General features: G+C 62.2%; 18 protein-coding genes. 10 read left to right on the forward strand and 8 right to left on the reverse strand.

Features of this window, described 5'->3' with window-relative positions:
- Window positions 1–84: 84 nt before the first annotated feature.
- The 4 genes from rarD to E1H16_RS16315 all read right to left on the reverse strand — a co-directional run bounded on the left by rarD (window position 85) and on the right by E1H16_RS16315 (window position 5,121).
- Window positions 85–804 carry an EamA family transporter RarD gene (gene rarD, locus E1H16_RS16300; protein WP_134324981.1) on the reverse strand — a complete coding sequence of 240 codons (720 nt, stop codon included), beginning with the start codon at window positions 802–804 and terminating at the stop codon, window positions 85–87.
- The gene (locus E1H16_RS16305) at window positions 801–1,733 is read right to left on the reverse strand and encodes a DMT family transporter (protein WP_134324982.1); all 933 of its coding nucleotides are present in this window, start codon (window positions 1,731–1,733) and stop codon (window positions 801–803) included. Before E1H16_RS16305 ends, rarD begins: the two co-directional genes overlap by 4 nt.
- A 98-nt stretch (window positions 1,734–1,831) precedes the next feature.
- Window positions 1,832–3,550, reverse strand: a complete 1,719-nt coding sequence (locus E1H16_RS16310; protein WP_134324983.1) for an acetyl/propionyl/methylcrotonyl-CoA carboxylase subunit alpha — start codon at window positions 3,548–3,550, stop codon at window positions 1,832–1,834.
- Between the two features lie 8 nt (window positions 3,551–3,558).
- Window positions 3,559–5,121, reverse strand: a complete 1,563-nt coding sequence (locus tag E1H16_RS16315; RefSeq protein ID WP_134324984.1) for an acyl-CoA carboxylase subunit beta — start codon at window positions 5,119–5,121, stop codon at window positions 3,559–3,561.
- Between the two features lie 276 nt (window positions 5,122–5,397).
- Between E1H16_RS16315 and E1H16_RS16320 the strand changes: the two genes are divergently transcribed.
- Both E1H16_RS16320 and E1H16_RS16325 read left to right on the forward strand, forming a co-directional pair.
- On the forward strand, window positions 5,398–5,712 hold the full coding sequence (locus tag E1H16_RS16320; protein WP_134324985.1) for a hypothetical protein: 315 nt from the start codon (window positions 5,398–5,400) through the stop codon (window positions 5,710–5,712).
- 18 nt (window positions 5,713–5,730) lie between these two features.
- Window positions 5,731–7,224, forward strand: coding sequence for a class I adenylate-forming enzyme family protein (locus tag E1H16_RS16325; protein ID WP_134324986.1), 1,494 nt, complete (start codon window positions 5,731–5,733; stop codon window positions 7,222–7,224).
- Here E1H16_RS16325 and E1H16_RS16330 read toward each other — a convergent pair.
- The 4 genes from E1H16_RS16330 to E1H16_RS16345 are packed head-to-tail and all read right to left on the reverse strand — an operon-like array spanning window position 7,218 to window position 11,506.
- Complete coding sequence (locus tag E1H16_RS16330; RefSeq protein WP_243837884.1) at window positions 7,218–8,603, reverse strand: amidohydrolase family protein; 1,386 nt, start codon at window positions 8,601–8,603, stop codon at window positions 7,218–7,220. The genes E1H16_RS16325 and E1H16_RS16330 overlap by 7 nt on opposite strands.
- 2 nt (window positions 8,604–8,605) lie before the next feature.
- The gene (locus tag E1H16_RS16335; protein ID WP_134324988.1) at window positions 8,606–10,018 is read right to left on the reverse strand and encodes a CoA transferase; all 1,413 of its coding nucleotides are present in this window, start codon (window positions 10,016–10,018) and stop codon (window positions 8,606–8,608) included.
- Window positions 10,005–11,051, reverse strand: a complete 1,047-nt coding sequence (locus E1H16_RS16340; protein ID WP_134324989.1) for an enoyl-CoA hydratase/isomerase family protein — start codon at window positions 11,049–11,051, stop codon at window positions 10,005–10,007. Before E1H16_RS16340 ends, E1H16_RS16335 begins: the two co-directional genes overlap by 14 nt.
- A gap of 17 nt (window positions 11,052–11,068) precedes the next feature.
- Complete coding sequence (locus E1H16_RS16345; protein WP_166741809.1) at window positions 11,069–11,506, reverse strand: VOC family protein; 438 nt, start codon at window positions 11,504–11,506, stop codon at window positions 11,069–11,071.
- A 315-nt stretch (window positions 11,507–11,821) separates the two neighbouring features.
- On the opposite strand from E1H16_RS16345, the gene E1H16_RS16350 reads away from it, so the two are divergent.
- The 8 genes from E1H16_RS16350 to E1H16_RS16385 are packed head-to-tail and all read left to right on the forward strand — an operon-like array spanning window position 11,822 to window position 19,594.
- Window positions 11,822–12,592: an enoyl-CoA hydratase/isomerase family protein gene (locus tag E1H16_RS16350; RefSeq protein WP_134324991.1), complete on the forward strand. Its 771-nt coding sequence runs from the start codon at window positions 11,822–11,824 to the stop codon at window positions 12,590–12,592.
- A 46-nt stretch (window positions 12,593–12,638) separates the two neighbouring features.
- Complete coding sequence (locus E1H16_RS16355; protein WP_134324992.1) at window positions 12,639–14,255, forward strand: ABC transporter substrate-binding protein; 1,617 nt, start codon at window positions 12,639–12,641, stop codon at window positions 14,253–14,255.
- 57 nt (window positions 14,256–14,312) lie between these two features.
- Window positions 14,313–15,260: an ABC transporter permease gene (locus E1H16_RS16360; RefSeq protein ID WP_134324993.1), complete on the forward strand. Its 948-nt coding sequence runs from the start codon at window positions 14,313–14,315 to the stop codon at window positions 15,258–15,260.
- Window positions 15,227–16,141 carry an ABC transporter permease gene (locus E1H16_RS16365; RefSeq protein ID WP_208379111.1) on the forward strand — a complete coding sequence of 305 codons (915 nt, stop codon included), beginning with the start codon at window positions 15,227–15,229 and terminating at the stop codon, window positions 16,139–16,141. Before E1H16_RS16360 ends, E1H16_RS16365 begins: the two co-directional genes overlap by 34 nt.
- Window positions 16,141–17,175, forward strand: a complete 1,035-nt coding sequence (locus E1H16_RS16370) for an ABC transporter ATP-binding protein (protein ID WP_134324994.1) — start codon at window positions 16,141–16,143, stop codon at window positions 17,173–17,175. The genes E1H16_RS16365 and E1H16_RS16370 overlap by 1 nt, the downstream gene beginning before the upstream one ends.
- Complete coding sequence (locus tag E1H16_RS16375; protein ID WP_134324995.1) at window positions 17,172–18,212, forward strand: ABC transporter ATP-binding protein; 1,041 nt, start codon at window positions 17,172–17,174, stop codon at window positions 18,210–18,212. Before E1H16_RS16370 ends, E1H16_RS16375 begins: the two co-directional genes overlap by 4 nt.
- On the forward strand, window positions 18,202–18,558 hold the full coding sequence (locus E1H16_RS16380) for a thioesterase family protein (protein WP_134324996.1): 357 nt from the start codon (window positions 18,202–18,204) through the stop codon (window positions 18,556–18,558). The genes E1H16_RS16375 and E1H16_RS16380 overlap by 11 nt, the downstream gene beginning before the upstream one ends.
- A 7-nt stretch (window positions 18,559–18,565) precedes the next feature.
- Window positions 18,566–19,594 (forward strand): Ldh family oxidoreductase, encoded by a 1,029-nt coding sequence (locus E1H16_RS16385; protein WP_134324997.1) that lies wholly within the window; start codon window positions 18,566–18,568, stop codon window positions 19,592–19,594.
- Window positions 19,595–19,612: the final 18 nt, after the last annotated feature.

Below are 19,612 nucleotides of genomic sequence, written 5' to 3' on the forward strand. Positions count from 1 at the left end.
GGCCTCCTGTTATGCGTGAGCGGTTCCTAGACAGCTCCACTCTCGCAACGGGAGGCCTTCACCCGTCAACAGATCACGCGCGATTCACGCAACAACGTCCCTGGACATCACACCTAGGTACGCCCACATGGCGGCAGCACCGGCCAGGCCGACGAACGCCACTAGGGCTGCTCCGCCGAGCGTAGCCGCGCCGTCTGTGGCGAGTGCGAACCAGAGCGCCACGGGACTCATGAGTGCGACCTCGACGCCGAAGGCGGCCTGGCTAGCGAGATGGTGATGTTTGCGCAAAGCGAAATAGACCGGATACCCCAGGCAGATCACCAACGTCACCCACGAGAGCGCGGCGGTTGCAACGAGAGAAATACTGACCGCGACGATCGCGATTGCGACCGCAATCCATTGCACTCGGCTCACCGACTCGCCGAACACCACCCGACCGACGATGACCAGAGAAATTGGCAGGAGCAGGTAACCGAGTGACGCATCGAGGCCATGGCCATGCAATGGGCTCCAGGAGAACAGCCACATCTGCACACCGACGATCAAGGATGCGGCCACTATGACGATAAGGCGTCGTGGCATCTCTCGCAGCAGTCGCATGAGCGCGCGTAGAGCGCGCCGCCCGCCCGGTGACGCCAGCGCGATCAGGAAGCACGCCAGGGTAATGACGATGCGCCAGCCGAAGATGAATTCGGCAGACGCGTCTAGCGCTCCGGAAATGTAGAACATCAGCCCGAACAACACGCTGGCAGCGAGCGAAACAACGACGCCGCGCTTGGCGCTCGAGTGGTGCCGCGTGCTCACGAGCCAGTCCGCGAAGGCGCGGTGCGGGGTGCGGCGCGCTGTTGTCCGATCAGGATCCCAGCGATAATCAATAGCGCGCCGACCGGCTCGTTCCAGTGCACGGACTCGGACAGGATGATCACGCCGAGCGTCACTGATACGACCGGATTCAGGTAGGTGACCATCGAGGCCGTCGTCGCGCCCATTGCCCGGACCACGTTGACGTTGAAGACATAGGCGATTCCGGTGCCAACGCAACCGAGCAGCAGCATGCAGATCACGATGGTTGCGTTCAGATCCACATCGTGGTCAGCGGCGACCCAGCCAGTAGCGAGTAGGCAGAGTACCGATCCGATGCCGACCTGTAGCGCCGCGATCGTGATCGGCGACAGCTCGTATTTGGCAACGACACGGCGCAGCGTGACGTAACCGCCGCCATAGCAGGCTGCCGCGCCGATACTGGCCAACTGACCGAGCAGGGTGCTGCTGCCGGTGATTGTCCACGGGCTGAGCAGGACCACGACGCCGACGAACCCTAAAGCCAGCGCGACGTACTTGCGGCCGGTCGGGCGTTCCGATGGCAGTGCCGCGATCGCGATGAGTAAGGTCCACAGCGGCGTAGTGGCGTTGTAGATGCTCATCAAGCCACTGGTGATGAACTGCCCGCCGTACGCGATCAGGAAGAACGGAACCACCGTGAGCAGCAGCGACGGCGGAATCATCTCCAACCAGACGCGTCCGCGCGGCCAGTTTTGTCGCGTCAACACGACGATCAGAACGAGGGTGATGCCCCCAAGCACCGACCGAGCCCACGCGACTTGCAGCGGGCTCAATCCGTCGAGACCGACCTTGATGAACAGGAAGGACGAGCCCCAGATGATCGGCAGGGCAGCGAACTGCAAGTAGGCGCGGACGCCGACCGACGTTGGCGCGCTGGTGTGCTCTGTCATTATCACCGCCGTCCGACGACCCAGTACTTCTAACGACTCAGTACTTCATCGCAGCACGCTACCGGCACGATGGCCGCAGCGTCGGACGGGGAGGGTGGCTATGCGGTCCCGGCGAGGACGGCGATCGTTGTACCCGACGTGATGATGTCGCCGACCTGAACGCGAACTTCGCTCACCTCGCAGTCAAAATCGGCGCGTAGCTCGTTCTCCAACTTCATCGCCTCGACGGTTGCGATCGCAGCCCCCTTACGTACGACGTCGCCCGGGCTGACGTGCAGCCGAATGATGGTTCCCTGCATGGGGGTGACGAGAGTGGAAGCCTCACCGGCCTGCATGGTGGTGCGACTCTGCATCCCGAACCCCGATCGGCTCGGGCGGGCCACGTGCTTCCCACCGTGAATTCGGTGGAATTGCCCCGCTATCCAGACCCCGCGGTCACCCGGACCGTTAGCGTCGGGTGCCGGAGCGAGCTCAGCCGCGCGGTCAAGGGCGGGGACAATGACGGTCTCGAACCAGGTGGTCGACACGCTACCGGCCTGAAATGCCGGCGAATCGGCAAGCCACGCTGCCAGAGCGAACGTGGAGGGCACGCCGGAGATTTTCGCAGTGTCTGCTATATCGCCGAGTTTGGCGAGCGCGCGTGAGCGGGTGGCTCCGTACACGATTACCTTGGCGATCAGACTGTCGTAGGTTGGCGGTACGGCATCACCGGCTAGATAGCCCGAGTCGACACGGAGGCCCGGGATCGGCGGAAACTCGAGCCGCTCGATCTGACCCGCGTGTGGTAGGAAGCCGCGAAGCGGGTCTTCAGCGTTAACCCGCAACTCGATGGCGTGGCCCCTCGCCTGGGGCTCGGTGGGCACGCACTCCCCGGCGGCCAGCCTGAGTTGTTCTTCAACGAGATCGAGGCCGTATACCTCCTCGGTGACAGTGTGTTCGACCTGCAGCCGCGTGTTCATTTCGAGGAAGTAGAAGGAATCACCGTCGAGGAGAAACTCGACGGTTCCGGCGCCTAGGTAATTGACCTGTGTTGCTAGCCGGCACGCAGCCTGCGATAGTTCGCCCCGCAGGTGGTCGGACAGTCCGGGCGCCGGCGCCTCCTCGAGTAACTTTTGGTGTCGGCGTTGTATCGAACAATCACGTGAGCCAATCGATACGACAGAGCCATATCGATCACCAAGTATCTGGATTTCGATGTGGCGGGCGTTTTCCACGAGCTTCTCGACGAACACTTCGCTACGGCCGAACGCGTGCGTGGACTCATTCCGGGCGGATTCGAGTGCAGCAGTGACGTCGACCGCGGAATCGACGCGGCGCATACCGCGACCGCCACCTCCGTGCGCTGCCTTGATCAGCACGGGCCAGCCGACCTGATCGGCGAACTCCGCGACCCGTTCGGCGGTGATGTCGCCGCTTATTCCTGGTACGAGGGGTACGTCGCCGGCCATCGCGCTGCGGCGGGCCGCGGTCTTGTCGGCCATCGTGGCAATGGCTGATGCTGATGGACCAATAAAGGAGATTCCAGTGTCCTGAAGCGCTTGAGCGAGCGCCGGGTTCTCCGAGAGGAAACCGTATCCGGGATGCAGCGCATCGCAGTTGGTACGGACGGCAGCGTCAACGATGGCTTCGACATTCAGATATGTCTCGCGCGGTGCGACGCCTGCAAGCACGACCGATTCCGTAGCCAGACGTACATGCAATGCGTCGGCGTCGTCCGGTGCGTGGACGGCGACGGTATCGATCCCAAGCCGTTCACAGGTTCGGATAATTCGCGCGGCGATCTCGCCACGATTGGCGATGAGGACCTTCGTGTACATGGTTGTCCTTAGATCGGCGAGATGGCGTGGATACGGGGCGCGGCCGACGACCGATGGCGATCGGGGACCCGTTTTAGGGTGTCGATCAGTACGGCACGTGTCTCGCTGGGCATCACCAATTCGTCGAACCCGAATCCACGTGCTGCGTAGAACGGACCGACGTGTCGAGTGAATTCATCGATAAGCGCCTGGCGATGCGCAGTAGGATCGTCGGCCGCGGCGACCTCGCGCCGATAAGCCACATCCACCGCACCAGGTATTGACATGGCGCTGATTTCAGCGGTCGGCCATGCTAAAGAAGCATCGGCGTCATAGCTACGGCCACCCCCCATCGCGACGTACCCAGCCCCGTAACCCTTGCGCATCACGACGCTGAGCAGCGGCACGGTCGCTTGTCCCATCTCGAACATCAACCGACCACTGCGACGGGCGAGTTGAGTGACCGCAGATTCGGTGCCCACCAGGAATCCGGGGATATCGATCAGGAAGAGCAGGGGCAGGCCGAAGGCGTCGCACACCGAGATGAAGTGCGCGGCCTTTTCGCAAGCGGGGCTGTCCAGCGTGCCGCCGAGGTGACTGGGCTGATTGGCGACCACCCCGATCGCGCGACCATCTAGTCGTGCAAACGCGGTCACGACGTTGCGGGCGTACTCCTCCTTGATGCTGAAGACGCTGTCCGCATCGACGAGCCCATCGATAACGTCGTGGACGTCGTAGATGGTCTTTGGGTCGGCCGGAACCACCTCGTTAATTCCTGCAGCGCCCGACGGCTCGCTGCTAGCGCCCGACGGCGGCGCCGTGGTCGCGTTCGACGGCAGGTAATCCAGGTAGAGACGAACCGCGTCCATGGCTTCTTCTTCCGAATTCACCGCTATGTCGGTTACGCCGAGCGCGGCCTGGATCTGTGCACCGCCGAGATCCTCATTGGAGATGTGCTCACCGGTTGCGGCCTCCACCAATGCTGGTCCCGCGATGCCCATCGTCGAGGTTCCTTTCACCATCACGACGAAATCGGCGAAAGCGGCGTGATTGGATGGGCCGGCGAACCCCGGACCCATGAGTACCGCGACGATCGGTATTGCGCCGGACAGGTCGGTCATGTCTTTGAATCCATGCGTTCCGCTCGCGAAATGATGGCTGTCTAAGCCCTCCTGGATACGGTGCCCGCCGCCGTCCATCAGCATCACGAGCGGAATGCCTTCGACACCGGCTCGTTCGACAGCGCGACCGATCTTGCGGCCACCGGCGACGCCGCTACTACCTCCGAAGATGGAGAAGTCGTAAGAAACGATCGCCGCGGACCGCCCGTCGATCTGGCCGATCCCGGTGACGACGCCGTCGGCGGCAGCGATGGGCTTCTCACGCCCAGGGTCGCCTTTGCCGGTGTCGACGAGAACACCGAACTCCCTGAAGGTTCCGGTATCGACGAGCATGTCGATGCGTTCACGTGCCGTGAACTTTTCGAGCTTCCGCTGCCGCTCGAGCTCGTCGGCACGTTGTGCGTCCAGCACCGCGCTGCGACGCGCACGCAGTTCGCGGGTGAGGTCCTCAAGGCTTGCATAGGTCGTCATCGTTACCCGTTCGTCCGTTCTGCTTCACAGCCGTGTGAGTCGGTGGAGTAAACATTAGTCGGTCAGCGGGCAGATTTCGAGACCGAAGGACGAATTCACCAATGCTCAAGAAGCCAATGATAAGTGCGAAGTGGTTCTCGACGTATGGGTGATTGGCTTGACATAGTCGGGCATGCGCCCGATTATTGGCAATCGAAGACACGCAATTGCCGCGGCGCATTGCGGCGGGCAGCGCTCTCGCCGGAGTGGCCTTCGCGGTACGACGGAGGGGACTACATGAAGCTGACGGTTGGGCAGGCCTTGGTGAGCCGTACCGATTCGACCCACGTGGTCGTCGTACGGGCGCCGGATCGCGAAATAGAGATTGCTTGTGGTGGACCGCCGATGGCGGATGCAAAGTCAGCGGATGCCGATGCCGCTCGGCAGGAGCCCGCTGCTGAATGGCTCAATGGCTCGCTCGTCGGCAAGCGGTATATCAGCTCGGATGAGGAGACCGAGGTACTTTGCACTCGCCCCGGTCCGGCATCGCTAGCGGTCGATGGTGTCCCGATGGACGTGAAGGCGGCTAAGTCGCTGCCGTCCTCAGACTGAATCGGCGACGGGGTACGCATGAATCTGCAACTGATCCTGGATATGGCCGTCGGTTCATTTGGGAATCGAGTCGTACTAGGTAGACGCGATGGTGGGATTACCGCCGCGGACCTGCAGCGCTCTGCCCAGGGTGGAGCCGATGAGATTCGTGAGCGTGGTGCGGATTCCCTGGTCTTCCTCGCGCCGAACGGGCCAGCATTTGTCCTGGCTATATTCGCCGCAGCGTACGCCGGTGTGCCGATGATTCCGCTCAACTACCGACTCGGCGCCGAGGCGATCAACGAATTGCTCAGTCGCCATCCCGGCGCGTTATTGGTGAGCGAAGAGCGTCGCAGCACTGTTGCCACGGGTAACTGCCTTACCCCACAGCAATGGGTTGATACGTGCGCGCAGCGCGGAGCGGATGATCTGCATGCCGAAGAGGTGCCATCAAACGACGCCGGTGACCCGACGGCAGTAATCATTTATACGAGCGGTACGACTGCGGCACCGAAGGGGGTGCTACTTGGACACCAGAATCTGATGTCCTACGTGATCGGTACGGTCGAGTTCGGTGCGGCTGAGGAAAACGATGCCGCGTTGGTGAGCCTTCCGCCCTACCACGTGGCGGCTGTCGCGAACGCCTTGACCAATCTGTACGCAGGTCGTCGGGTCGTCTCGCTGGAATCGTTCACCCCAGATGAGTGGATCGACACCGCCCGCGCCGAGGCAATCACGAACGCGCTCATCGTGCCGACCATGCTTAGCCGGCTTATCGATGCCGAGCGGCTCGATCTTCCGTCGCTGCGCACCCTGTCCTACGGCGGCGCGCCGATGCCGACAGCGTTACTGGAGCGCGCCTTACGGCGCCTGCCTGCGGTCGACTTCGTTAATGCGTACGGGCTCACCGAGACCAGTTCAACGATCACCCTGTTGAGCCCGGCCGATCACCGCACCGCAGTGTCGAGTGACGACCTGGCCGTCCGTCGGCGGCTCGGATCGGTAGGCACGGCACTTCCGGGAGTGGACATCGAAATTCGCGATGCGCACGGGCAGGGCGTGCCGAACGGGGTCAGCGGGCGGATTTGGGTTCGTGGCGAGCAGGTGTCCGGGCGGTACGCCGAAACGGGGAGTGTCCTGGACGCCGACGGCTACTTCGATACTCGCGATCGCGGAACGGTTGACGATGCCGGCTATCTGTTCATCGAAGGGCGGGACGACGACACGATTATTCGCGGCGGGGAGAATATCGCCCCAGTCGAGATCGAGGACGCGTTGTTGTGTCACGAGGATGTGGAAGACGCAGTCGTCGTAGGAGTCCCTGACGAGGAATGGGGGCACCGTATCGAGGCAATGGTGGTCATCCGTGATGGTGCCGTAGTTGATAACGGCGAGTTGCGCGAGTACGTACGAAGCAAGCTGCGTAGCAGTAAGACGCCCGAGCGAATCACTGCGGTCGCGTCAATACCGCGCACAGATACGGGCAAACTGTTGCGCCGCGAGGTACGGCGCACGCTGGCTGAGGATCATTGATCGCTCAGATATCGGATGCGACCTTGCCCGATGGTCGCGCGTACTGGGTCGGGATCCTCGGAGGCGATGACGTCTTCCAAAGGAGCACGCAGTAAACAAAGGTCGGCGCGACCGCCGACCGAGACCGTTCGTGCGGGCCCGCCCGGATCCACGGGATGAGTCAAGAACCCGCGTAGCGCCTCCCGATACGGCACGCGCTCGCGCGCACCCAAGATGGCGCCTGAGGCCGTTTTCCTAGTGACAGCTGCAGCAATGCTGCGCCAGGGGTTGAGGTCGCCGTACGGGGCGTCAGAGGACGGCGCCACTGCGATACCCGCATCAAGTAGAGATGCGTAGCGGTACAGGTGCGGCAGGTCCGCGTGCTCTACCTCGGCGAGGTAGGTGTCGCCTCGTTGCGGGATGAATGATGGCTGCGTTACGACGGTTAGCCCTAGGCGTCGAATCATGTCGTGGGTTTCGGGCGGCGTGACTGCGGCGTGCTCGAGTCGGTCACCAGCGATAACGCCGGCCGCTTGCATGGCAATGAGCACGAGTAGTAGTGACTCTCGAGTGACCGTGTGTATGGCCACCGCACGGCGGCGTGCTCCACGCGCCTGCCGGATCCGATCGATTACTGTGTCGAGGCCCGGAAGTTCGTGGTCTGAAATGACTATCTTGCGGGGGACTCGCCGCGGCTGATGCCAGATGTCGTCGTGGTCGGTCCCCAACAACATCAGCCGCGACGGGATCATCCCTTCGCACGCGGCCGCGACCAGGTACGCCGCAGCCGATTTGTCGAGATCAGGCGTGGCATCGGTGACTCCGGTGATGCCGTATGAACTCAATACCTGTCCCAGTCGTGCCAGCGGAGGGAACCGGCGTTCGATTCCGTGCAAGAGGTGATCGCGACGCCATAGACGCCCGGCCGCAACTTCTAGATCAGCGTGAGCGGGGTCGTCGGCCTCGAGTGTGCGAAGAAGCTCCGCCAGGCCGAGAGAGTTCAGATACCACAATGAACCACCCCGGTGCTGGATTCGGACGGGGCGATCGGCCACGATGCGGTCAAGGTCAAGGCGATTAAAATGGCCGGCGATGTCCTCGTGATAGTTGACCACCCGCAGCCACACTCCCGGCGCAGCGGAGTTGCTGGCTTCGCGCACGACTCGCAGGAACGTATCGCCAACCGCCCGGTCAGGGCAGTGGACCGATTCTGCGGCAGCTGCGGATGCGAGTAGGTGGATGTGGTGATCGTGCAGGCCCGGGAGAAGAGTGCCCCCGTCAGCATCGATGACGCGGTCACCGGCTTTACGGGCCACATGCGCTTCGATGAGCACGACCCGGTCGTCTTCGAGGCGAACGTCGGCGAGGTGGCCGCCGATCCGCGCCCGCCGGATGAGCACGCTCAACTGACTAGCCAACGTCGCACGGGCTCGGTATCACGGCCGAGGTCGGGCGCCGATCCTGCTGGTGCTCGAGTCGTCGGTGGTAGGACTCTAGCGGTGCCGGACCGAGTCTCGACGATCCAGCCATGTGCAACGCGAACCACCCGGTTGTCGTCAATAGCTTCGTTCGGTCCACCTAGTGCGACGGTGCTCGCAGCAACGTCGACCATTGGTATGTCGAGCATCCGTCCGCGATCGGAGCGAAGCGCGGCTAGAGTGGCTGTGGCAGCGACGACGCCGGTCAACGGATCGGCGATGGCATCCCCACAGGGAAAGCATCCTCGATCGGATATCCGGATGAGCCCGCCCTCCGCGGCCACATCGTCCCCGAAGCCCACCCGCTGAGCTTTGTCACCGGATCTACCGTGAGCGGTGATAGACGTCCACACCGTGCCCGAGGCGACGAACGATTCAGCATCAAGTCCGAGTTGTCGTAGCGCGCGCGGTCTGGACGCTTCGATCACGGCATCTGCCCGTGTCAATAACTCTCGCAGGAAAACAATGCCCGTCGCCGTCGTGAGATCCACGCTGACTGATGCTTTGCCCGCATTGAGAAGATCGAAGAACCTAGGAGAGCCGTATCGCGTACCGTCGGGTCGTCGATGGCTCTCAACCTTGACGACGCGCGCACCGGCTCGTTGCAGCATCGATCCGCACAGCGGTGCGGCCCAGAGTGATCCGAGTTCGAGAACGACCGGTCGATCTGATCGCGTGCGTCCACCGAAGGGGCGGCCGAAGCAGAACGGGGGCCGGGATGCCTGCCTACGCGGTGAGATCGTGGCGGCAGGCAGGCCGAGTAGGACAGCGCGATCAGTGGCTTGCGAGGTCGTCGTTTCGCTAGCCCATCGTCGTACGGCGTCGACAGGATCGGTATGCACGGACTCCCCGGTGAGTGCCGGCACCAGATCGAGGTCGTCTGGGCGCGCTAGAGACAACCCGAACCAGCCGTCGATCGTGCGGTACGGCGCAAACGCGCCGCCGACCGATGCAGGACCATTGCGCTGCCATCCCATAAGTGCCGCGCGCTCGGACAATAGCTGCGAGGACAGCGGTGGTGAGTCATGGAACGAGCGAGAGCCAGCCAGGTGCTCGAACATTGCCAACGCACCGGTCATCGCAGAAGCAGGGGCGCCAGGGGCGATCATCGGAGCGGCCCTGGCATGGCCGCTGAGCCACATCGCCCCGGACGCTGCCCAGTCCGCCAGCGCATCCGGCGCGTCGGAAAGGTCCAGCGGGCGTCCATTGGCGTCAGTTGATACGTCGGCCCCACAGATCGCCGCCAAGTTCCGTGCATATGCGGCTGCGGGGCCAGCGCCTAGAACCGGCATCGCCCATCCGGCCAACGGCGGGGAAGTGGCGTCAGTCGAGCTCATCAACCAATCCCCATTCCAATGCGGTGGCGACGCCGATTGGGCGTGCGGAAAGTGCAAGGTAGGACGCGCGCCATGGCCCGATCCGTGCGCGGATGCTCACCGTGCCACCAGATCCAGGGATGAGCCCCATCCGCAGCTCGGGCAGGGTGATCGTCGTGTTCTGTGCCGCAGTGACGCGTTTGGCGAACCCAGGCAACTCGATGCCTGCCCCGTAACAGCGTCCGTGCATCCGAACCTGCACCCGGTCGCTGAGGCGGAGCAATGACGCTGCGACGCTTCGTGCCATGCGCACGCGATGCGCCGTGGCGACGTCGCCCGCAGTCCCGAACTCATCGAGGTCGCCGCCGCTGCAGAACGTCGGACCATGTCCGCTGATGAGGACGTCGAGAATCGTTGGATCCTGTTGCGCGATGGCAAGCGCATCGAGTAGGTGGTGGCGCATACTCGCGCTGAAGGCGTTGTGTCGCGCCGGATCGTTCAGCGCGATCACGAGTGTGCTGTCACGGCGGGTGGTCGATACTGGCGCGGAGCTTGCCGCACGACCTGAAAGTGGCGTCGCTGATCGCCAGGTGGTGAACTCTGCGGACGCGAGCAGCGTGGAGTACGCGATGGATTCCAGATGGAGACGGTCATACGCCGGTACGGAAACGGGGATTGCGAGTAGCCGATTCAGGATATGAGTGGCATGTGGGGCCGTGTGGACCGTTGTTGCGATCTGGCGGAGTTCGGTAGCGACGTCATCGACCACGACGATCCACGGAGGTACCGGATCGCGATGACGTGCCGTGGTCAGGGTGACTGTTGCCGCGTCGCCGGCAGGCATCGGAGTGTGTGGCTCGTGAATCGCGATGATGGTTCGACCCACCTGCAGCAGGCGGCGCGCTGCACCCGCGTAATCGGCACGCAGCAGCACCTCCGAGTCGACCACAAATAACTCGTCCTCGGTCACGGGCATGTCGTCGAGCTCGTACCGGTCGACTGCAGCAAGAAGTTCCGGGCCGCCTGTCAACCGTGGCGGGTAACTATCTGACACGTGCTGATCCCGATGAACTAGCCGGGTTCGTGGAGCCTGCGCATGGTGTTCGCATCCACGAGCTCGGTAAGTATGTTCATCGTGTCTCTGGGTAGGAAGAAGGCCGCCGCAGCATCAGGGCCCAGGTCGATCTGCCGCAGTCCCTTGTCCCGCAGTTGTGCCGCGTGCAGTGCAACATCATCGACGAGGTAGGCGAGGTGGTGAACGCTGGGCCCGCGTTTGTTGAGCCAGCGGCCCATCCCCGCGCTGGCGTCGCGCGGCAATAGCAATTCGATCCGGGTGTCGCCCGCGCCCACTTTGATGAAGTGGATATCGGCATTCTCGCGCGCCATGTAGATACCCGTGTCGGGGTTGCGCTCGGCGTCGAGGGTGAATCCCAACGTTTCCAACAGTGTGTCTGAGGCTTCCTCGTACGAACGAGCAACGATGCCTACGTGATCGATCCCAAGAATCATCTCGCGACCCCTTGGCTGCCGTGATTCGGTCATCGGCAATCGGTTGTCTGCCAGATTAGAACTCTGGGTGGCGTTCGGCAAGCCGTGGTCGTCTTACCGGCCAGTACTTTGAAATACGCGCTGATTCCTCATATATCAGCGGTATCCGGGTCCGACTCGCGCAGAAAAACTCTGTCCCCGGTATTGACACGGTTCGGGTTGTTCGCTCAAAATCGGGCCACTGACCCATTAAATGTTTTCTGAGTCACACGTCGCGTCGGCGTCGAGCGTCAGGGCTGCGAATCCGCGCGCACACGCAATCGCTGAGGAGTGCACATGGCCGTAGTAGAGATCGAACGTCACGACAGCATCCTGGTCGTGCGGATGAATCGTCCGGAGAAGCGCAACGCGATGAACACCGAGATGCTCACTGAGTTGGGCAAGGCATTCACCGAGTTTCGAGACGACGGCGACCTGTCGACTGCGATTCTGACCGGCAACGGTGAAGCCTTCTGCTCGGGCGAGGATCTTGTCGAGGCAGCTGAAAGAGGCACTCCAGGTTTCGATCCCGAATTGCCGTATGACCCGTTCTGGAATGACGGGATGGGGCCCGGCGAGACGATCCGTAAACCGATCATCGCGGCGGTGAACGGTTGGGCGATGGGCGGCGGGTTCATCCAAGCGTGGATGTCCGACTTCAGAGTCGCCGCGCGCAGTGCTGTCTTCGAGATTTCAGAGGCGCGCCATTGGTTGCTCGGTGCCTATCAGTACGGATTCACCGACACACTGCCGTGGGCGATCGCGTCTGAACTCGCACTCGGCTTCCGAATGTCTGCCGAGCGCGCGTACCAAGTTGGTTTCGTGAACCGGCTCGCCGACGATGACAAGTTGCTCGACGTGGCGTTCGAAATGTGTGACCACCTGAAGGCGATTCCGCCGGCGTCGGTGGCGAACACCCTCACCATGGCCAGGGCGTTGCGCCCGCGGATACCGACCGGCGCGCGACTCTTGGGCGAAAAGCTCAAGGAGAACGGCAATCTCGATGACGTTATGGAGGCGCGCCGCGCCTTCGCTGCCAAGCGTAAGCCCGAGTTCACCGCCCTTTAGTTCAGCGAATCCTCCGTTTTAGAGATCTAGACAGCCAGGAGATCCGATGTCTCATCCAGACTCACATGACAATGCACCGGGTGCGATTCGCGCCATCGCCCAAACCGGTTTCAGTCGGCGTGGATTCCTGCGGGCAGTCGGGATCGGAGGCACCGCGATCCTCGGCAGTCAGTTACTCGCAGCATGCGGCGATAGCTCAGGTTCGGGTGCCGGCGGAACGGCAGACCCGGATGCCACGCTGAAGGCGGCATATCATCTCGCGACTACTTCGCTTGATCCGCTGCTGATGACCACGGGGCAGTTTGTGACCTTCATGTACCCGATGTATGACACTCTCTTGCAGCTCGACGAGAACGCGGCACCCGCGCCGATGCTGGCCACTGAGTGGGAGTATTCCGGTGACGGTAAGCAACTGAAACTCACTTTGCGTGATGATGTGAAGTTCCACGATGGCACCGTATTCGACGCGGAAGCGGTCAAGGTCAATATCGAGCGCGCGTTGAAGACAGAAACGTCTTCGGTCTTCACGCAGGCGAAGTCGATCGACAGCGTTACGGTCGAGTCGCCGACAGTGGCCGTGCTCAACCTGAACACTCCTGATGCGACGCTGCTGGGCGTTCTCGCGGATCGCATTGGGGCCATGGTGAGCCCGAAGGCGATCGCAGAGGGCGTTGACCTGGGAGTAACGGACGCGGGATCCGGTGCGTACACGATGGTGGAGTTCCAACAGGGAGCGCACACCTATTATGAGCGATTTGACGGTTATTGGAATCCCTCGGTACAAGCGGTAGAGCGCATTGAGTTGATGTCGGTGAATGATGGTCAGGCGCGGCTCAACGGGGTCCAAACCGGTTCGTACGATCTGGCCTACGTGACGCCGACGCAATTCCAGGCTGCAGACGGAGCCGGTCTCGGTACGTCCGAAGGCCAGAGCTTGTGGATCCTGAACATCGCTCTCAATCGGGAAGGCCCCTTGGCCGACCCTAAGGTGCGCCAGGCAATTAGTTACTCGGTCGATCGAGACGAGATTGCCAAGTCGATTTACTTCGGGCTCGCCGAGCCGACTTCGGCTTGCTTTCCCGAGTGGTATTGGGCCGGCAATCCCGATATCCCGGTGGACTACTTCACCTACGACACCGACAAGGCGAAGCAGCTACTTCAGGAAGCTGGCCATGAAGACCTAGAGTTCGAGCTGATCTTCGCTGCCGGTTCGGACCCGTATCCGCAGTTCGCTGAGATCCTGCAATCGCAAATGAAGGGGTCCGGGATCACTCTGAAAGTCAAGGCGGTCGACATTAATCAGCTCGCCGTAGATTTCTCCGGCGGCAAAGCGCAATCACTTCTCGGCGGCGGCGGTCAAGCCACAGACCCGTCGCTGTGGCTCGAGACGATGTTTGCGGAGAACGGCTTTTTCAATCCCGCCGGCGAGATCCAGCCGGAGGTTGAGGCGGCGCTAACGGCGTTGCGCACGACGACTGACCCAGATCAGCGCACACAGGCCGCAATGGAGTTGACGGGCCTGGTGGCCGAGTTGGCGCTGAATGTACCGATCGTCATTCCGAAGGTCCTGGCGGCGTACTCGACCCAGCGGATAGCGGACTACACGACGGCGCCACTCGGCGCGATCCTGCCGGTCGTGGGCGTCGAGGTCATGAGCGGATGACGCACGAAGGCAACCGCACCGACTAATCCGACACCACATCGACAGGGGGGTTCGTGAATGCTGTTGTTCATCGCCAAGCGCGTGCTCGCGATGATTCCGGTGCTTTTCATCGTCACTTTGATCACCTTCTCGCTGCTGCACATCATTCCCGGAGACCCCGCTGTCGCGATCGCTGGGCAGAGTGCAACGAATGAGCAGATCGAGTCGATCCGGCAGATGCTCGGGCTGAATGATCCGCTGATCGTCCAGTACTTCTCGTGGCTTGGATCGGCCGTCACGGGCGATCTCGGCAATTCTCTTCTCACCCAACAGCCTGTACTGGGCTCGATTCTGGATCGTGCTCCGGTAATGCTGTCGCTGTCCGTCGGAGCATTACTGGTGGCGCTGCTGGTCGGTCTGCCCGCCGGCGTCATCGCGGCAGTACGACGCGATAGAGGTGCAGACCGCGCCGTGAGCGTCGGAGCTGCGCTGGGCCTCGCATTGCCGAACTACTTCGTGGGCATGTTGTTGATCATCGTCATATCGGTGCAACTCGGGTGGTTGCCGGCGACCGGCTACACACCCTTCGCCAGCGACCCGGCCAGTTGGTTCGCGCACCTGGTGCTGCCCTGTATCGCGCTAGGCATGGTGCCAGCGGCAGTACTCACCCGCCAGCTGCGGGGGTCTTTGGTCGGTGCTTTGGAGCAGGACTACGTGCGCACGGCCCGGGCCAAGGGAATGTCGCGCAATATCGTCCTGCTCAAACACGCGCTGAAAAACGCCGCAATCGCACCGATCACTGCACTCGGCACCCAGTTTGCTGTTGTCGTAGGTGGATCTGTGGTGGTGGAGAAGGTCTTCGGTATGCCCGGACTCGGAGACCTCGCCATCTTTGCGGTGCAGAACCGGGACATACCAATGATCCAAGGAATCGTCGTGATCACAGCGATCCTCGTGCTCATCATCAACATCCTGGTCGACATCAGCTATGGATGGCTCAATCCGAAGGTGAGGGCGACCGCATGACAAGCACGATCAAGGAACCGACCGGCGCCGAGGTTGTAAAAACTCGCAACCGGCGCAATCCATTTCTCAGTCGACTGCTCAAACAGCACTTAGCTGTTGTTTCGGCAGCGTTCATCGGACTGCTCATCGTGATCGCGGTGATCGGACCCTGGATCACCCCGTTTGACCCGGATGCCCAGGACACCTCCGCATCGTTCGCCGCTCCATTTACCTGGCCGCACGTGTTAGGTACCGACCAGCTCGGTCGCGACACCTTGTCGCGGCTGATCGCCGCTGATCGTATCGCTTTGATTGCAGCAGCACAGGCTCTAGCAGTTGCCATGATTGTTGGTGTCCCGGTGGGCGTCGTGGCAGGTTATTGGGGTGGGTTTGCCGATCGCATTATCATGCGAGTCGCTGATGCCGTACAGAGCCTCCCGCCGCTGATCATCGCTATCGGTATCGTCGGCGCGCTCGGACCAGGTCTGCGTAACGCAATGCTCGCCCTTGGGCTGATCTTCTCGCCAGCGTTTATTCGCATCGTCCGAGCGTCGATCATGGAGGTGCGCGAGGAGACCTATATCGAGGCGAGCCGGAGCATTGGAACGCCGTCCTGGCGAATACTGGTGCGGCGGGTCGCGCCGAATGCATTGCCGCCGGTCCTGGTCCAGATCTCATTGGTGGCCGGAATGTCGCTCACAGCAGAGGCAGCGCTGAGCCTACTGGGCCTCGGCGTTCAGCCGCCCGATGCAAGTTGGGGCAGCATGCTGGCGCAGGGATACAACTCGATGTATATGCAGCCGTGGCTCGTGGTTTTTCCAGGTATCGCCATCGCCCTTGCCGTTCTTGCATTCAACCTGGTGGGCGACGGTCTGCGCGATGCGATTGGTAGGAGGAAGTGATGGCGATCGGCACCAGCAGTGCTGCGTCCGCTGCGATCGAACCGCTACTGAAGGTCGAGGGACTGTCGGTCGAGTTCGATATCAACGACGAATGGCGGCGCGTCGTCGACGATGTTTCCTTCACCATTAACCCAGGCGAGACCATGGGGCTGGTAGGAGAATCAGGATCCGGTAAGACGGTCACATCGATGGCCATCATGGGTCTGTTGTCGAAGCGGATTAGCCGAATCTCCAGTGGTCGCATCGATTTTGAAGGCACCGACCTACTGGCGCTACCGGAGAAGAACCTCACCGCACTATGCGGCGACCGCATTTCAATGATCTTTCAGGAGCCGATGACTAGTCTCAATCCGGCCTTCACCGTAGGGGAGCAGATCGCGGAGTCCGTTCGGCGTCACCGCAAGGTGAGTCGCAAACAGGCGAAGGCGCGCGCAGTCCAAGCCTTGTCAGATGTCGGTATTTCGGCGGCCGAGAGGCGCGCGAACGCCTACCCATATGAATTCTCCGGCGGAATGCGTCAGCGCGTCATGATCGCCATGGCCCTGTGTTGTGAGCCGAAGTTGCTGCTCGCTGACGAACCCACAACGGCGCTGGACGTGACGATTCAGGCGCAGGTGCTCGACCTGCTGCACCATATGCGCGACACGCTCGGAATGTCGATCCTGTTCGTCACGCATGATCTAGGCGTCATTGCGGATATCGCCGATCGAGTTGCGGTCATGTATGCGGGTCAAGTTGTCGAACGTGGCGGAGTCATCGACACCTTTGAAGCGCCGTCGCACCCATACACTCGTGCACTGTTACGGGCGATGCCAATGAACGCCGGAGACGATGGCCGCTCGGCGCTGTATTCGATTCCTGGCAGTCCGCCGACTGCTGGAGCTTTCCCGCCAGGATGTCGTTTTGCCCCGCGCTGCGACCTAGCGAGCGATGCGTGCGAAGAATCGGAGATTGCGCTCCTCACGCACGGTGAGCGCGACTCCCGGTGTATCAAGATCGACGAAACCCTCGCGTTGCAGAGGAGTCAGGTATGACCGAAACCCAGGACCCACTCCTGACGGTGTCCGGGCTGGGCGTTGACTTCGCTTCGCGCCGCGGCCACAAACGAGTGACGGTACGAGCAGTCCGCGACGTTAGCCTTCAGATACGCCATGAGGAGACGCTGGCGGTCGTCGGCGAGTCCGGAAGTGGGAAGTCGACGCTCGCACGCGCCGTTTTGCGACTGTTGCCCAATAGCGGTGGGACAGTCGTGCTGGATGCCACCGACCTGACAGCGTGCAAGGGCCGTGCGCTACGTGCGCAACGCAGGAATATGCAGATGGTCTTTCAGGATCCGTATTCGTCGCTGGATCCCTCCAGCACGATTCTGGGCATAGTGGGGGAACCACTACAAGAACACTTTCGGTTGCGTGGCGCGAAGCTGCGTGAGCGAGTGTGCGAACTGCTTGAGGCTGTGGGACTCAACCGTGCGGTGGTCGATCGATACATTCATGAGTTCTCTGGCGGACAGCGCCAAAGACTTGCGATCGCACGAGCCATCGCGGTTGACCCCAGTCTCGTGGTTCTCGACGAGGCGGTCAGCGCGCTCGACGTGTCAACCCAGAATCAAATACTCGAACTGCTCATCCGGCTGCAGCGCGAGAAGGGACTGAGCTATCTGTTCATCTCCCACAACCTGGGAGTCGTGCGCTGGATCGCGGATCGCACGGCGGTCATGTACCTCGGCGAGATCGTTGAGGAGGGCCCTGCCGGGCGAGTGCACGAGTCACCGGCTCATCCATATACCCGCTCGCTGCTTGCGTCCATGCCCGTGCCGGACCCGGCGCGGCAGCGCGCGCGTGAACGCGCTGTACTGCGCGGCGAGACACCAGACCCGGCGGCCGAGCTGACGGGCTGCCCGTTCCGGGGGCGTTGTCCTGTCGAGATCGAGATCTGCGCCGAAGTCAAGCCGGACTTACGGCCCGTAGCCGGTGGCGGCAGCGCGGCGTGCCATCTGCTGCCGAGCCTCGACGGCCACTACGAACCAACACTGATCGCATCCAACGAAGGGACAACGCGCCATGAAGGATAGTTTGCAAGTCGGACTGAGCAACGTCGAGGAGCGTGAGATCACCGAGGACCTCACCACCGGGCATGTGGGCGGAACGCCCGTACTCAGCACGCCGTCGATGATCGGGCTGATGGAGGGCGTCTGTCTGAATGCTGCCATCGCGCACCTCGACGATGACGAGACGACCGTCGGGATCCATGTGAACGTGTCTCATGTGGCGGGATCGGCGCTCGGCGAGCAGGTGACCGTTGCATGCCGACTTGCAGAGATCAACAAACGCCGACTCGTGTTCGAGGTGAGTGCTCGCGTGGGCGATCGGCTGCTGGGGGAGGGCACGCACCAACGAGCTGTCGTCAAGCTGAAATAGCGCGGTGATGTCTCCGCCAAGCGGGCCGGCGACGATTACGTTGTCGACCCACCACACACGCGCGATCGTGACGGACGCATTTGCAGCGGCCGGTTTGGCCCTGGACGAGGCGTCACGGATCACCGACTCACTTCTTGAGGCCGAGTTGCGTGAAGTGCCGACACACGGGATTTTTCGGGTGCCCGGATACTTACAGCGACTGCGGGACGGATCGTTGGCGCCGGCCAGGGATCTGAGTATTGAATCGGTGACCGGCGCCTGCGGCATGATTGAAGCGCCCGGGTGTTTGGGATACCTGCCGACCTGGCTGGCCGTTGAGTCGGCGGTTCGCTCATCGCACGAGTTCGGCATCGGGGCATGCGGAGTGCGTGGCATATCCGAATTCGGTCGCGCGGCGTACTACGTCGCCCGGGCAGTGGACCTCGGCGCAGTGGCGATCGTCTGCCAGAACACGCAGCCGATACTTGCGGCACCCGGGGCCGCTGTAGCGACGCACGGTAACAACCCGATCGCGTTTGGCAGCCCGGGTGCCGATGCACCGATCTTCGATGCGGCGCTGAGCCGTCGTTCGATGGGCGAGATTAAACGGCGATCCATGTTGGAGTTGCCGATTCCCCTGGAGTGGGGATATCTAGACGAAACGGGTAAGCCCACGACCGATGCCGCTCGGGCCGCTGAATCGCCACAGCAAGCCGTGGGCGGCGCGAAAGGCTTCGGTATCGCCGTACTGGTCGACCTGCTAGCAGGAGTGCTCACCGGTGCTGCTAGCGGTCCAGCAGTTGTCGCCGGCGATGCGACAGTCGGCGCCATGGTCATCGCGCTCAGCCCCAAGCGCTTCGGTCTGTCTCAGGAAAATCTGGCCGATGCGTTCGGCAACAGTGCGCGGCATGTGCGTGATGCGGGCGGTCGATGGCCCGGTGACCGTGCCTCAGCAGCGGCGGAGCGGAACAGGATGGCCGAGTCGTTCGAGGTGCCGCAACCGATACTCGCGTCAGTCTGCACGTATATCCCGGAACTGGCGAACGCGGTCCGGTAATCCTGGCACTTGGCATCA

The organism is Cumulibacter soli (assembly GCF_004382795.1).
Lineage (GTDB): Bacteria > Actinomycetota > Actinomycetes > Mycobacteriales > Antricoccaceae > Cumulibacter > Cumulibacter soli.

What these genes read in the sequence shown, in the direction of transcription:
- E1H16_RS16305 (WP_134324982.1), bottom strand. Translation starts at nt 1,733, where the DNA reads ATGACAGAGCACACCAGCGCGCCAACGTCGGTCGGCGTCCGCGCCTAC.
- E1H16_RS16310 (WP_134324983.1), bottom strand. Translation starts at nt 3,550, where the DNA reads ATGTACACGAAGGTCCTCATCGCCAATCGTGGCGAGATCGCCGCGCGA.
- E1H16_RS16315 (WP_134324984.1), bottom strand. Translation starts at nt 5,121, where the DNA reads ATGACGACCTATGCAAGCCTTGAGGACCTCACCCGCGAACTGCGTGCG.
- E1H16_RS16320 (WP_134324985.1), top strand. Translation starts at nt 5,398, where the DNA reads ATGAAGCTGACGGTTGGGCAGGCCTTGGTGAGCCGTACCGATTCGACC.
- E1H16_RS16325 (WP_134324986.1), top strand. Translation starts at nt 5,731, where the DNA reads ATGAATCTGCAACTGATCCTGGATATGGCCGTCGGTTCATTTGGGAAT.
- E1H16_RS16335 (WP_134324988.1), bottom strand. Translation starts at nt 10,018, where the DNA reads ATGAGCTCGACTGACGCCACTTCCCCGCCGTTGGCCGGATGGGCGATG.
- E1H16_RS16345 (WP_166741809.1), bottom strand. Translation starts at nt 11,506, where the DNA reads ATGATTCTTGGGATCGATCACGTAGGCATCGTTGCTCGTTCGTACGAG.
- E1H16_RS16350 (WP_134324991.1), top strand. Translation starts at nt 11,822, where the DNA reads ATGGCCGTAGTAGAGATCGAACGTCACGACAGCATCCTGGTCGTGCGG.
- E1H16_RS16355 (WP_134324992.1), top strand. Translation starts at nt 12,639, where the DNA reads ATGTCTCATCCAGACTCACATGACAATGCACCGGGTGCGATTCGCGCC.
- E1H16_RS16360 (WP_134324993.1), top strand. Translation starts at nt 14,313, where the DNA reads ATGCTGTTGTTCATCGCCAAGCGCGTGCTCGCGATGATTCCGGTGCTT.
- E1H16_RS16365 (WP_208379111.1), top strand. Translation starts at nt 15,227, where the DNA reads ATGGCTCAATCCGAAGGTGAGGGCGACCGCATGACAAGCACGATCAAG.
- E1H16_RS16370 (WP_134324994.1), top strand. Translation starts at nt 16,141, where the DNA reads ATGGCGATCGGCACCAGCAGTGCTGCGTCCGCTGCGATCGAACCGCTA.
- E1H16_RS16375 (WP_134324995.1), top strand. Translation starts at nt 17,172, where the DNA reads ATGACCGAAACCCAGGACCCACTCCTGACGGTGTCCGGGCTGGGCGTT.
- E1H16_RS16380 (WP_134324996.1), top strand. Translation starts at nt 18,202, where the DNA reads ATGAAGGATAGTTTGCAAGTCGGACTGAGCAACGTCGAGGAGCGTGAG.
- E1H16_RS16385 (WP_134324997.1), top strand. Translation starts at nt 18,566, where the DNA reads ATGTCTCCGCCAAGCGGGCCGGCGACGATTACGTTGTCGACCCACCAC.